At 51.9% G+C, this 13,692-nt stretch carries 16 protein-coding genes; 3 read left to right on the top strand and 13 right to left on the bottom strand.

What is annotated here, in order from left to right:
- Positions 1-35 precede the first annotated feature (35 nt).
- From rpe to RT197_RS00310, 5 genes are all read right to left on the bottom strand, one after another.
- A complete protein-coding gene (gene rpe, locus RT197_RS00330; RefSeq protein ID WP_312946152.1) occupies positions 36-680 on the bottom strand; it encodes a ribulose-phosphate 3-epimerase in 645 nt (214 codons plus the stop codon).
- Between the two features lie 25 nt (positions 681-705).
- A complete protein-coding gene (locus RT197_RS00325) occupies positions 706-1,959 on the bottom strand; it encodes a PTS transporter subunit IIC (RefSeq protein WP_312946150.1) in 1,254 nt (417 codons plus the stop codon).
- Between the two features lie 14 nt (positions 1,960-1,973).
- Positions 1,974-2,273, bottom strand: a complete 300-nt coding sequence (locus RT197_RS00320; protein ID WP_312946148.1) for a PTS sugar transporter subunit IIB — start codon at positions 2,271-2,273, stop codon at positions 1,974-1,976.
- Between the two features lie 19 nt (positions 2,274-2,292).
- Entirely contained in the window at positions 2,293-2,763 is a 471-nt protein-coding gene (gatA, locus tag RT197_RS00315) for a PTS galactitol transporter subunit IIA (RefSeq protein ID WP_312946146.1), read from the bottom strand.
- 350 nt (positions 2,764-3,113) lie between these two features.
- On the bottom strand, positions 3,114-4,091 hold the full coding sequence (locus RT197_RS00310) for a sugar-binding domain-containing protein (protein ID WP_312946144.1): 978 nt from the start codon (positions 4,089-4,091) through the stop codon (positions 3,114-3,116).
- Positions 4,092-4,784: 693 nt separating this feature from the next.
- Here RT197_RS00310 and RT197_RS00305 point away from each other — a divergent pair.
- Both RT197_RS00305 and RT197_RS00300 read left to right on the top strand, forming a co-directional pair.
- Positions 4,785-5,102: a hypothetical protein gene (locus tag RT197_RS00305; RefSeq protein ID WP_312946143.1), complete on the top strand. Its 318-nt coding sequence runs from the start codon at positions 4,785-4,787 to the stop codon at positions 5,100-5,102.
- Positions 5,103-5,394: 292 nt separating this feature from the next.
- Positions 5,395-5,595, top strand: a complete 201-nt coding sequence (locus RT197_RS00300; RefSeq protein WP_312946142.1) for a hypothetical protein — start codon at positions 5,395-5,397, stop codon at positions 5,593-5,595.
- A gap of 112 nt (positions 5,596-5,707) precedes the next feature.
- Here RT197_RS00300 and RT197_RS00295 read toward each other — a convergent pair whose 3' ends face one another.
- The 4 genes from RT197_RS00295 to dacD all read right to left on the bottom strand — a co-directional run bounded on the left by RT197_RS00295 (position 5,708) and on the right by dacD (position 9,095).
- The gene (locus RT197_RS00295) at positions 5,708-6,049 is read right to left on the bottom strand and encodes a DUF496 family protein (RefSeq protein ID WP_312946141.1); all 342 of its coding nucleotides are present in this window, start codon (positions 6,047-6,049) and stop codon (positions 5,708-5,710) included.
- A gap of 150 nt (positions 6,050-6,199) precedes the next feature.
- Positions 6,200-7,258 (bottom strand): FUSC family protein, encoded by a 1,059-nt coding sequence (locus tag RT197_RS00290; RefSeq protein ID WP_312946139.1) that lies wholly within the window; start codon positions 7,256-7,258, stop codon positions 6,200-6,202.
- 100 nt (positions 7,259-7,358) lie between these two features.
- Entirely contained in the window at positions 7,359-7,829 is a 471-nt protein-coding gene (gene sbmC, locus RT197_RS00285) for a DNA gyrase inhibitor SbmC (protein ID WP_312946137.1), read from the bottom strand.
- Between the two features lie 93 nt (positions 7,830-7,922).
- Complete coding sequence (dacD, locus tag RT197_RS00280) at positions 7,923-9,095, bottom strand: serine-type D-Ala-D-Ala carboxypeptidase DacD (RefSeq protein WP_312946136.1); 1,173 nt, start codon at positions 9,093-9,095, stop codon at positions 7,923-7,925.
- A gap of 171 nt (positions 9,096-9,266) precedes the next feature.
- On the opposite strand from dacD, the gene sbcB reads away from it, so the two are divergent.
- Entirely contained in the window at positions 9,267-10,691 is a 1,425-nt protein-coding gene (gene sbcB / locus RT197_RS00275) for an exodeoxyribonuclease I (protein ID WP_312946135.1), read from the top strand.
- A gap of 61 nt (positions 10,692-10,752) precedes the next feature.
- Here the strand turns inward: sbcB and tsuB are convergent, their stop codons facing one another.
- From tsuB to yoeI, 4 genes are all read right to left on the bottom strand, one after another.
- The gene (gene tsuB / locus RT197_RS00270) at positions 10,753-10,980 is read right to left on the bottom strand and encodes a thiosulfate utilization sulfurtransferase TsuB/YeeD (RefSeq protein WP_312946134.1); all 228 of its coding nucleotides are present in this window, start codon (positions 10,978-10,980) and stop codon (positions 10,753-10,755) included.
- A gap of 17 nt (positions 10,981-10,997) precedes the next feature.
- Entirely contained in the window at positions 10,998-12,053 is a 1,056-nt protein-coding gene (tsuA, locus tag RT197_RS00265) for a thiosulfate utilization transporter TsuA/YeeE (RefSeq protein ID WP_312946132.1), read from the bottom strand.
- 159 nt (positions 12,054-12,212) lie between these two features.
- A complete protein-coding gene (locus RT197_RS00260; protein WP_312946130.1) occupies positions 12,213-13,571 on the bottom strand; it encodes an APC family permease in 1,359 nt (452 codons plus the stop codon).
- Positions 13,561-13,623, bottom strand: coding sequence for a membrane protein YoeI (yoeI, locus tag RT197_RS21950; protein ID WP_103674467.1), 63 nt, complete (start codon positions 13,621-13,623; stop codon positions 13,561-13,563). The genes RT197_RS00260 and yoeI overlap by 11 nt, the downstream gene beginning before the upstream one ends.
- Positions 13,624-13,692 lie beyond the last annotated feature (69 nt).

Raw genomic sequence — 13,692 nt, 5'->3', positions numbered from 1 at the left:
ACAAAAAAAGCCCTGGTGTTGTCACGCAAATAATTTTATTGAACGGCCTGTTTTAGCGCCTGATAATTAGCTTGCGGATTATTATTAAATAATGCTCCGCCGACTACAATCAGATCGGCACCGGCCTCTTTTACCCGGCGGGCAATATCAACGTTCACGCCACCATCTACCTCAATCTGAATCGGCCGACCGGCAATCAATTTTCTGGTGTTGCGTATTTTCTCCAGGCTTTTTTCAATAAAAGTCTGCCCTGGCTGACCGGGATTAATGGTCATAATCAGGATGTAATCAATATCATCCAGCAGATATTCCAGCACGCTTTCAGGCGTCCCTGGGTTAAGTACCACTCCCGCTTTACGTCCAGCCTTTTTGATCTTCTGTAAAATATAATGCACGTGCGGCGTTGATTCATAGTGTACGGAAATCATTTCAACGCCGGTATTAATAACGTCATCAATATGGCGTTCTGGATTTGCCAGCATCATATGCACGTCAAATGTCATGACGCTGGCTTTTTTCATCGCCGCGATTTGATTCGGACCAAAAGCAATATTGCTGACATAGGTGCCGTCCATAAGATCAACATGTAAAATTTCTGTTTTTTCCTGTTCAAGGAAGTCGATCTCTTCCTGAAGGCGTAAAATATTCGCCCCGAAAACTGAAGGTAGTATTTGTGCCATTGTCGTCAAGCCCCGCTCTGTTGGGTTAAGGCGTTACCGTGCTTAGCCAGTAAGTTAAGATCTCCCAGGGTCCGGTTAATACAAAGTCGGTTCCCTGTCCGTTCAGTCCTACACCCGCGCCCTGTAAAAATTGCGTTGCGCCGGGAGCCACATAGCCGCCTAAATACATCACCACGATGCAGAACAGCAAAGTTGAAATGACAGAGCGGATCACGTTGCCGTTGCTCATCATCACCGTCATGGTCGTCATATAAATAATCGACATTAATACGCCGATGGGGAAAATCTGAATACCGGGTAAGACCAGGGCGCAGAGCATCGTCAGCGGAATAGTAATCACCGTCACGGTTACCGTAGCCGGATCGCCGAGCGCCAGCGCGCAGTCCATACCAATATTCAGCTCTGCATCTTTACCCATCTGTTTTTGCATAATTTCTTTGGCGCTTTTACCGATAGGGTTAAGCCCTTCCATCAGCACGCCGACCACTTTGGGCAGCAGCACCATAACCCCGGCAACGCCCATCGCCATCGGCACGATTTTGGTAATATCCTGTTTGGTTAACACCCCCAGCAGCGCACCCACAATAACGCCGATAATTGCCGGTTCGCCAAATACGCCCAGCCGTTTTTGCACGCTTTCAAGGTCAACGTCTAATTTATTAAGCCCCGGAATATAATCAATGATTTTATTGACCAGCCAGGCAAAAGGTAGCGTCCAGCCAATATGGATCATCGTGGTACAGGTGGTGCCTTCAAGGCCATAATATTTTTGCCACCGTGGTGCGATTAAATCACCGATAAACAACGCCGCCACGCTTAACACTACGGCCACGCTGAAGCCGATAAAAAAACTGTCGAAAACAAAATAAGCCAGCGCGCCGGGAACTAAAAAGTGCATATAGTTCCAGATATCCACGTTCAGCGTTTTGGTTAATTTCAGGCGCACCAGCAGCAGGTTTAAAATGATGCCCACCGGGATCACCAATGCGGCAAAAGGCGCGACCCACGCCGCCGCGCCGACGGCTGGCCAGCCAATGTCGGCAACGGTAAATCCGCTGCCAATTTTTGAATAATATTCAATAGCCGGTTGCAGTGAAGCATTCAGCAGCCCGACCACCAGTCCCAGGCCAATAAAACCAATCCCGACGGTAAGGCCCGATTTTATTGCGGCCCCGACTTTCATGCGAAAAACTAATCCGAGAATAAAGATCACCAGCGGCAGGATAGCGGTTGCTCCCATGCTGGTGATCGTTTCCATTATATGTTTCAACATTTCCATTTTGCCATCCCCTTTTAGCCCTGGTGATCAACCAGGCCAGTTAATAACTCACCGAGTTTTTTACGCAACGCCTCTTCGTTAATTCCGGTGATAAATCCGGCGACGCTCATATGCGGCTTACCGATATCCCCTTTATAATTATTGGTGGTCAGTACCACGTCCGCCTGGGATAGCTGGGAAGGCAGCTCAGACATACTGCATTTGTTAATGCTGTATTTAGTAATATTATATTCAGCACAGACCGATTTCACTTCATCCGCCGCTAAAGTGGACGTTGCAACACCGCTACCGCAGGCAACAAGGATATTAATCATAGAATACTCCGGTAAGTTATTATTGAATGACTGTGGACACAAAAAGAGCCTTTGCCTCTTCGGCAGGCAGCTCCAATAAACTCTTATAAAAATGTTTATTTTGCAGATGATTAAACATGGCTTTCAGCAACTGAAGCTGATCTGCCGGGTCGGTAACGATTAAGCAGATAATCAACCGTACCGATAATTCTCCGTCGCCGTCGGCCTGATTGACCTTTACAGCCTCTGGCGTGCGCAGGATGGAGACGGCCGGATGGTTAGCATGTTCACTGCCACAGTGGGGGATCGCCACCGCATAGCCATCCAGTTCAATCCCGGTAGGGTAATCGGCTTCGCGCTCGCGCATCGCCGTAAGCCAGGACGTTTTGACAATCCCCTGCGCGCAAAGCTGGTCATAAAGATGCGCCAGCACCTCGTCGTAATGGTTAAACCCTTCGCCGTCGGCCACCTGGATCGTAAATGTACTCACCACCTTCTCCTTATTTTTCATTACCGCTCATGTGAGCAATAACATAAAATCATATGAGCATTTATAGCACACCCGTTCGGGTGGGAAATCTGCGGTTGCCAGAAGTTGTACTTTGATCACAAAAAATCACATTAGGGCATAAAAGAGTTTGCTCATATGAGCAAAAGAACCGTGAGCCAAATAAATGCAAATCGAATATCGCTATGAAAATAAAGGTTTTTAGTAAAGTTAACGCTGGGATAAAGGCCGGAGAGTGAAAAACAGCATGATGCTCAGATGTGGAAAAACATTTGCCTCGTTAATGGCTGGCACCAGAGTGCTGACGACCATGGAAACAATCCTGCGGCCGCCAGTTCACTTCGCGATCAGCGCTAATCCAGAAGTTTTATCGCGGTATCAAAATCGGTAATCAGAACGTTCAGTAGCCCGGATTTTAGCGCCGCGACGATGCCGTCAAACTTCTCATCGCCACCGGCCACGCCAATCACTTTTTTCGTTTTTTTCAGTTGCTCTGTGGAGATCCCAAAGCCCAGCCGATCGATAGGACTTTCGAGGATTTCCCCCTGGCTGTTGACTAGTGTAATACAGACATCGGCGGCAATATCCTGCCGGAATAACGATTCACGCCACGCTTGCGGAAAAATATCACACAGGCTGGACGAGCCTGACTTCCACGCACCGATGCCGGTGATCACCACATCGAGCTGGGAATAAAACTGCTGGGTATCCAGTACCGCCTGATCTTCCGCCAGCTTTTCCGCCAGCCCTTCATCATCCACCCACATCGGTACATACATCGGATGCGCTTTCCCATGAGAAAGCGCAGCAATCTTATGGATAAGATCAATCGGCCCCTGGCTGAACTCAATGCCGGGATGTACCCCGGAGAGCTGCACCACATCCAGAGCGGGCAGCGCGTTTAATTGACTGACGGTACTGGAAAGTACCCGCCCCCAGGCGATACCGAACGTCATCCCCTTTTTCAGCGTTTCGCTGAGATATTTTGCCGTTATCCCTCCGAGCTTGTCGGTTAACTCCAGTTGGGTGGTCCAGGATTCGGAAACCGACAGCACCACCGCATCATCCAGGTGATATTTTGCCCGCAGATTTCCGGCGATTTCATCGTCCATGGCCTGCTGCTTCGGGAAAATAAAGCGCACATAATCCTGCTCAATGGCCTCATCGATCAGGCGCGCGACTTTAAAGCGTGAGATGCCGAGTTCCTCGGCAATCTCGATTTTGGTTTTCATATCCGCGAAATAACGTCTGACCACCAGAGAGTAGATGTAACGGGGATCGTAGTCCTGCCAGCGCGCGGTGTTCTTCTGTTTTGCCATAACCTTGTCCATTCAATGCCTGGCGTACAGGAAGCCTCCACTCTGTACGCCGTGTAAAAATTAACTCAAAAGAGTATATCTGTTAGTGCTCATGAGATATGCACATATGTGATAAAAATCTGCATTGTGTGATTAAGCGCACTGGCGCGAAATGAGGTTTACATATCTGCCCGGTGGCTAAAATGCGAATCCCCATCGTGGGCTATTTAAATGTAAGGCGTGGTATCCGGCCTCGGGCTAAATGAATCGGATACCAGCGTCACTTATACCGACCCGGCGAGCGCCAGTAATGCTGCCACGAGTATGACGATTGATAACAAGTCCAATTTATAGCAAAAATGATGCGCTGATGTGCTATTTTCCCGGCCTCTCATGCTGCTCTGCCAAATGCGGGATATTTTTATTTATCTTCTCTCCCCGGCTGCGTTTTAAGTGCCGCATAATACACGTAAACGTTTGCCCGGCCCGTTTCTAAAATAGCAACTTTGTTAGCCTGCAATGTAATATTGCTGCAAACGTCAGCAAAATGATAATCGTAATATAGATTTTAAATTTCAACGACTTACAATACCAATAGCCGCTTCCTTTCATTATCATCGTCAGAAATAAGAAATATCTACCCCACAGTTTTACTGGGTTTACTATAATTATTCACATGGATAGCAATATCCTGTTTCTAAAATCATCAATGAGGAGGTTCAATAAGTGCAAAATTCTGAAGAAGATAAAAAAGGGTTTATTGCTATAGGCGAAGCCGTAGTAAGCCATATCTTCAACAGGGAAGAAATCAGTAATGATTCTCTGATGCAGGAACTTGGCTTACGGGCCGAAAACCCTGCCAGCAGCGAGTCAGCTATACGCACGCAGCAGGGACAGCGGCTACTTCAGGCCCTGCCTCGCGCATCTCACACGGTGGCAGAACCCCGTCATCAAACGGCAAACGGGGAGATGCATGCTGATGCCAGTATCAGACAACCCGGCACATCCGGGCGTGATTACAATCACCCCGATGAACAGGTCTGAACTGGTTAAGGCACCCGAGGGTGCCTTAATTATAGACTGCACATCTCTATAATAAGCACTTTTCCGGGCGTGTTATTTAACGACATCGGTCTGGCTTATATTGTCAACCATGAGGCCATTATTTTCGGATAATCAATAACGATTATCAGGGGAATTATTGCTCTCATTTCAGGCCAACAGGTAATTAATACAGGGCTACACGCTAACCCTGCTGACTACACCATCCGTCTGTCTGTAACTGGATAAGCGGAGGGATCGCTATTTTCTATATATAGTGAATCATGGAGGTGACTTGAACCAAAAGAATGATAATAGTCTTGATGAGGTTTATGAAGTTATAGGCAGAGCCGCAGGTTATTTGATGAAACTGCATTTACCGGTAAACACGCGGAATATCAGCTTGCTCCTGCGAGCAAATGAAATTCTGTTTATCGGCAGGCAGCGTCAGAAAATCTATCTGATGGCACGTAAACTTATTATGAAAGACAAGTAGTTAGCGTTTCGTTCATCCTGGAAGCGGATCTGAACCAGACCAGAGACGTAACAGATGAAGAAACGACTTCAGTGAACGGTTGCGGTGAGAACATTCTCACCGCATACCCGCATTATTCAGCTTTAGGTTCTACGTCGTGAACTTTCAGTTCACCCATCACCTTCAGTTTTTTGGAGATTTCACGGCGCTCTTTAGAGATTTCAGCATTTTTAATGATGTAATCATCCACGCGATCTTCATAGTCGCTCTTCATGTTAGCGATAATGCCCTGAATCGCTTCTACACTCATCCCCGGCTTGATGTAGTCGCTGAGGTTGTCGAGCAGCAGAACGCGCTTCTGGTTATCACGGATCTTTTTCTCAACGTCCTGGATTTCACGCTGTAGTTTGTTTTTACGGCGGAACAGGCGGACAAACTCCAGCACATCCTGAAACGAAGGTTTGGTTGTTTCCATTTTCTACCTCTGCTAATTGAGATTCGGATTCGTTAAAGCCACTGCGACAGCGTCGCTGTGGCTGAAGACCTGTTTTTACTTTGGGGTTATCATAACCCTAAACGCGGCTGAATCGAAACACCACCGCGTAAATCGCCTGATGGTTGCATTTTATTTGCGCAATGCCCGACAGATCAAATGCGACAACAGCTCAAGCTGGCGGGCCAGCTCCATGCTTAACCAGACGTAGCCGTGCATCGGCGTTTCGGCCAGATCGTCCCCTTCATATTCATTCATCAACTGGCGCAGTTCGGCGGCGATTTCATTGAGCTTTTCGGAGTTCGCCAGGATGGGCTGCGGGTTGCCTTCATACAGCGCATGAGCAATGGTCAGCAAGGTTTGCTGGGTCATCTGCTGGGTTTCGCGCAGCGTGCGCGCGTTGAGCATAACGAAATGGCTGGCGCGCGATGCCCAGAACGCGTTGATTTGCAGTTCCAGCATACACACCAGATTCCGGCTGACGGTCTGAATAGCCTCGAATATGGATTTCTGAAGGTGGGTTTCTTTACTGGCGGGCGCGATCAGGCCGCGCATTTTCACCACGTCGTTCAGCACTTTCTGCTGCTGTTTCTCAAGGCGCGGACGATCGACCAGATTGGGTGAAAACCCGGCCTGATAAAGCCGGTTAAAGGTGGTGACGTAGTTCGCCATCTGAATGCGCCAGTGAAGAAACGCGCGCTGCGGCCAGATGCCGGTGAACAGCATCGCCAGCAGCGATCCGAAAATCACGTCACCGCTTCGCCATAGTGCGGTATGCATATCACCAGCGGGCGAGCCGACCACCACCGCAAGCGTAATACCGATCAGCAGCGCCTGATACGGCTTTTTCCCCAGCGTCAGCCAGGCGCAGAGGAACATGGCCGCCGCACACCAGACCAGCATCAAAGGCAGCGAATAACGCTCAAGCTGAAGCGCCACCAGCCCCAGCGCCGAGCCGAGGATCGTGCCGCCGATACGCTCAAAGGCGCGCGGCACCACGTTGCCCCAGAAAGAAATTGGCCCCATGATCACCACCAGGGTGATTAACGGCCAGGTGCCCTCCGGGATATTAAATAATCTCACCATTAAAAAGGTGAGAATGAATGCCAGCGCGACGCGAATGCCGTGAACTACCCGGTAGTGACGGTACAAACGGATCTCAAATGGACTTAACGACTTATCAGCACGCAAACACACTCTCCGGCAGGAGTCTGAAAAACGCAATTGTACCGGGTTTTCTGCGCGAGGCATCCCATGAGACGTAAAATTCCGTCTGCTTTACAGGGGATTTTCATCCCCGTAACGCTACCGGAACATACATCTCAATTTCCCAGTAACCCTCGGCGTTGCCGTCATTAAGATAGGCTTCAAAGGTGGGACGCGGCGCAATGCTATAGCGCTCATCTTTTAACAGGCTGTCAAAGAACTGATACCACGCTGCGGCAAAATTATGATTCTCCACCCGCGCACGGGCAACGGCGTAGTCGCCACCATCAATCTGCGTCAGGATCACCCCGGCGCTGTTTTCCGGCACCGCGAAACCCTCTTCCACTGACACTACCGTCGCGCAACGCAATTTTTCAGCGGGCACCTCTTCGGGGTTATCGTAATAAACAGCCATCCATTCCCGCGGTGAGAGTTGATTGCTCTCTACCCACAGTACCAGTTGCTCAAAACCCTGCTTAACGGTTTTCTCCCACGGCCCGACCAGGTGAAAGCCAGCCACGTTGCGCGCGTCGGTTTGGGTAATGCGATAGTCCATACAGCCTCCTGTAAACGGAATTTATCGCCTAAGTATGTGTGCTGATGAGCGCGGACGCAAAGAAAAACGCGCCTTCGAAAGGCGCGTGGAAAATCAGGATTTGTGGTGCAGATAATCACTCATGCGCGAGAAAATCCCGCCTTTTTCAACGCTTTCCAGGGTGGTGAGCGGCATATGCGCGACGACCTTATCCCGGTCGTACAGCTGGATCTCGCCGATGCGCTGGTGGGCGGCAATCGGCGCGTCCAGCTCTTTGCCGTTCAGCACATAACGCGCCTTAATATGCGGGATTTCCGTTTTCGGCAGCGCCATCCAGAAATCCTGCTCCGGGCCGACGGCGACGTGTTCTTTATCACCGTACCAGATGCGTTCGCGGGCAATGGATTTACCGTTAGTCAGGATTTGTACGGTAGCAAAATTCTGCTGGCCCCAGACCAGCAGTTTACGCGCCTCGTCTTCGCGGGCTTTAGCACTGGTCGCGCCCATAATGACCGCAATCAGCCGCTGGTTGCCTTCTACGGCAGACGCGATCAGGTTAAATCCCGCCCCGGAAGTGTGCCCGGTTTTAAGACCGTCGATTTTCAGGGTTTTATCCCACAGCAGGCCGTTACGATTCTGTTGGGTGATACCGTTCCACGTCAGGCTTTTCTCACTGTACATGTGATAAAACGCTGGCTCGCCGTGAATAATGGCGCGCGAGAGCACCGCGAGGTCATAGGCCGAGCTGTGTTGCCCCGGCGCATCCAGCCCGTGAACGGTTTCGAAATGGGTATCGCGCAGATGCAGCTTTTCAGCGTAGTTGTTCATCATCGCCACAAACTGCGGCTGCCCGCCCGCGACGTAATCCGCCAGCGCTACGCAGGCATCGTTACCGGAATCGACAATCAGCCCACGGCTCAGGTCATGTACCGACAGGCGTTCACCCGCTTTGAGGAACATCAATGAAGAGCCATCAAAAACCGGGTTGCCCTTCGCCCAGGCATCGCGTCCGACGGTGACCATGTCGCTGGCGCTGATGCGGTGGCTATCAATGGCGCGGTCAACCACATAGCCGGTCATCAGCTTGGTCAGGCTGGCAGGATTACGCTGCTGATGCGCATTCCCGGCGGCCAGCACCTGACCGGTGGTATAATCCATAAGAACCCAGGCTCCGGCCTGGACAGAAGGCGGCTGCGGCGAAACGGCAAACGTATCCGCGGCAAGTGCGCAAGAAATACTCGAAGCGAGTAAAGAAACAGCAATAAACAGGCGGCGTTTCAACAGCATATCCTCATTCTATAATTCGCCGTCCTTTGTACGGGAGTTCTTTACGGCTTACCCGGCTAAATTGCAAGAAAATATGACATTCGCCTTTTTACCCGCCCTTCTGGCGACGGGGTAAATCGTTTACCATACTGCGAATATCTTCTCGCCGCTCATCAGGGACTTACCAGAACAATGCAAGAGACGACACATCAGCCCGGATTTTTGTTTCACGACTACGAGACGTTCGGCACCAGCCCGGCGCTGGATCGCCCGGCTCAGTTCGCCGCTCTGCGTACCGACGCTGATTTTAACGTCATTGGTGAACCAGAAATTTTCTACTGCAAACCTGCTGATGACTATCTGCCGCAGCCGGAAGCGGTATTGATCACCGGCATCACGCCGCAGGAAGCGCTGGCGAAGGGCGAAAACGAAGCCACCTTTGCGCGGCGCATCCACGATCTTTTTACCGTGCCCAAAACCTGTGTGGTGGGCTACAACAACGTGCGCTTTGACGATGAGGTCACGCGCAATATTTTCTACCGCAACTTTTACGATCCTTATGCCTGGAGCTGGCAGCACGATAACTCACGCTGGGATCTGCTGGATGCGATGCGCGCCTGCTATGCCCTGCGCCCGGAAGGGATCAACTGGCCGGAAAATGAAGAAGGTCTGCCGAGCTTTCGCCTTGAGCATCTGACCAAAGCCAACGGCATTGAACACAGCAACGCTCACGATGCGATGGCGGATGTGTACGCCACTATCGCCATGGCGAAACTGCTGAAGACGAAGCAGCCGCGCCTGTTTGAGTATCTGTATTCCTACCGCAGTAAAAACAAGCTGATAACACTGATCGACGTGCCGCAAATGAAACCGCTGATGCACGTTTCCGGGATGTTCGGCGCGTGCCGCGGCAATACCAGCTGGGTGGCGCCGCTGGCGTGGCACCCGGAAAATCGCAATGCGGTGATCATGGTGGATCTGGCAGAAGACGTTTCGCCCTTACTGGATCTGGATGCCGACGCCCTGCGTGAGCGCCTGTATACCGCCAAAGCGGATCTCGGTGACGCGCTGCCGGTGCCGGTGAAGCTGGTGCACTTAAATAAATGTCCGGTGCTGGCGCAGGCAAACACGCTGCGCCCGGAAGATGCGGACCGGCTGGGGATCAACCGCCAGCGTTGCCTTGATAATCTGAAAATTCTGCGGGATAACCCCCAAGTGCGCGAGAAGGTGGTGGCTATTTTTGCTGACGCCGAGCCGTTTGTGCCGTCAGAAAATGTTGATACCCAGCTGTATAATGGTTTTTTTAGCGACGCCGATCGCGCCGCAATGAAAATCGTGCTGGAGACGGAGCCACGTAATCTGCCCGCACTGGATATCACCTTTGCCGATAAACGCATAGAGCGTTTGCTGTTTAACTACCGGGCACGAAACTTCCCCGGCACGCTGGATGAAACCGAGCAGCAGCGCTGGTTGCAGCATCGCCGCGCTATTTTCACCCCGGAGTTTTTACAGGCGTATGCACAGGAACTGGAGATGCTGTGGGGTCAGTATGAGGGGAATAGTGAGAAACAGGCTTTGCTGAAGGCGCTATACCAGTACGCGCAGGAGACGGTGTAGGTTTAGGGGATAATCGTCTCCCTCGGGTCAGGCCCGATCATCCGGGCCATCCCTTACACACTCAACCCTTTTTCACCGTAATAGACCACGCCGCATCGCCGACCTGCTGGTAGTCGGTAATACGGTGTCCCTCTTCCGCCGCCCACTGCGGAATCGCTTCCGTCGCCTGGGTACAGTCAAAATCAATGACCAGCTCATCGCCGCTGTTCATTTCAGCCAGCGCCGCTTTCGCTTCAATCAGCGGGAACGGGCAGACCTGGGTAATCACATCCAGTTTTTTAATCGTCATATCGACTCCACAATCAATTAAGCTGCCGCAGCCGAGACTCTGGCTTTGCGCTGCGGACGAACATACAGGAACCACGAGGCGGTCCAGACGCCGAGGATCATAAACGCCAGGCCAATCCAGCCCTGCCAGGTCAGCATGGCGGTCATCACCAGACCGTTACCAATCGAGCAGCCGCCCGCAATGCTGGCACCGAAGCCCATCAGCACGCCGCCGGAAGCACTGCGCAGCGTGGTAGCAGCATCGGCCGCGCGAACGCGAAACTCACGGCTGGCTTTGGCGGCGATGAATGAACCGAGAAAAATGCCCAGCACCAGAAACACGCCCCAGTTGAGGAACTTGCCGTCACCCGCCACCAGGAACTGCAAAATATTGGCGCTCGGCGAGGTGATCCCCAGCCCGAACATTCGCCCGGTGGCTTCGCTAAGCGGCCAGGCCAACAGCGCGATGAGGCCAATCAGAACGGCGGTGAAAAAAGGATGCCAGCGTTTTTCAAACAGCAGATGCGCCAGTCCACGACGACGCGATGGCAGCGTTGCCACATTCAATTTTGGTTTGCGCAGTTCTTTAAGCACCAGCCAAAATGTGACCACCAGCAGCACCGCAATCAGCGGCCAGACGGAAAGATTGAACGTTTCGGCGATCGAGTTATGTTCGGTGCTGTACCCTTTCAGAAACTGGTTCAGCCCCGCCGCGTGCGGCGAGCGCATTACCGCACTCATCACCATATAAGTGACCAGCGCGATCCAGCTACCGATCAAGCCTTCCCCGGCGCGATACCACGTTCCGGTGGCACAACCGCCCGCATAAACAATGCCGATTCCAAAAACAAAACCGCCCACCACGGTGCCGAGCCATGGAAACGCGCCTGCATCGTACTGCACCACGCCAAGCTGGATCAGGGCAAAAACGCCGACGCTCTGAATGCAGATAGCAATCAGCAGCGCATAAAACATACGGTTATTTTTGGCGATATACATATCGCGGAAGCCGCCGGTGAGGCAGAAACGCCCGCGTTGCATGACAAAGCCCAACAGCGCGCCGCAGAACAGCCCGCTTATTATCATCTGTAACATAGGAAAGATTTACCCGGAAAATATCAGTCGGGTAATTATTCCTGACGCGCCCGCTGCGAAACAAGAACCAAAACCTCTAACCCATAACTTACAGTTATAAAAAAACCGGAGCACGCGGTCTCCGGTTTTTCAGGCAGCCAGTGAGAACCGGCAGGCTACTCAGGCGATATCTTCGTACTGCGGTACCGGGCTGCGGAATACGCGGGTGACGCAGGCCAGATAAATCAGGCCGATGGCACCCCAGATAAGGCCCAGCACCATTGAACTCTCTTCCAGGTTGATCCACAGCGCACCCACGGTCAGCGCACCGCACACCGGCAGGAACAGATAGTTGAAATGGTCTTTCAGCGTCTTGTTGCGTTTTTCGCGGATCCAGAACTGGGAAATCACCGACAGGTTAACGAAGGTAAATGCCACCAGCGCACCAAAGTTAATCAGCGCCGTTGCTGTCACCAGATCGAATTTGATAGCCAGCAGAGCAATCGCGCCCACCAGCACCACGTTCCATGCCGGAGTACGCCATTTCGGATGCACGTAGCCGAAGAAACGGGTCGGGAATACGCCGTCGCGGCCCATAACGTACATCAGGCGGGAAACGCCCGCGTGCGCAGCCATACCGGATGCCAGAACGGTCACGCTGGAGAAAATCAGCACGCCCCACTGGAAGGTTTTGCCCGCAACGTAAAGCATGATTTCCGGCTGGGAAGCGTCCGGGTCTTTAAAGCGCGAGATATCCGGGAAATAGAGTTGCAGGAAGTAAGAAGCAACAATAAATACCAGTCCGCCAATCAGCGCGGTCAGGAAAATCGCTTTCGGGATCACGCGCTCGGCATCTTTGGTTTCTTCAGACAGGGAAGAAATACCGTCAAAGCCAAGGAACGAGAAGCACAGGATCGTCGCCCCGGTGATCATCGGCACCACGTGCGCACCTTCAGACCAGAACGGACGGGAGCTGGTCAGCGTACCCGCGCCTTCACCGTGCGACACGCCGTAGATAATCAGACCAACAATCACCGCCACAATGCCCATCTGCAAAATTACAATCAGGGTATTGAAGTTAGCCACGGTCTTAATGCTGCGCAGGTTGGAGATGGTCATAAAGGCCACCAGCGCGACAACAAAGATCCACGACGGCATCGAAGGCACCAGCGCTTCGAAATAGATTTTCGCCAGCAGAATGTTGATCATCGGCATGAACAGGTAGTCCAGCAGTGATGACCAGCCCACCATAAAGCCAACAACCGGGCTAATGGATTTCTGGGCGTAGGTATAGGCTGAGCCAGCGGACGGGAAACGACGCACCAGTTTACCGTAGCTCAGCGCAGTGAAGAGGATCGCCACCAGCGCAAAGGCGTAAGCCGTTGCGACGTGACCATCGGTCAAACCAGAGACAATGCCGAACGTATCGAACAGCGTCATCGGCTGCATATAGGCAAGACCCATCATAACAACCGGAATTAGCGTCAGCGTTTTACGCAATTCCACGCGAGAGGTGTTTGGAGTAACGTTATGCGACATGGTCATTCCCCTTTTCGGCGAATGCCGTCGCGTAAACAAAAAATTGCCCCATTTTTCAGGATTCCTCAGCGACAACAACTGTCGGTTTTTAGTAAATATCTATCCGGTACGAAGCCCGGCC

The organism is Superficieibacter sp. (assembly GCF_032071645.1).
Lineage (GTDB): Bacteria > Pseudomonadota > Gammaproteobacteria > Enterobacterales > Enterobacteriaceae > Superficieibacter.
This window is presented reverse-complemented; position numbering and strand designations above follow the sequence as displayed.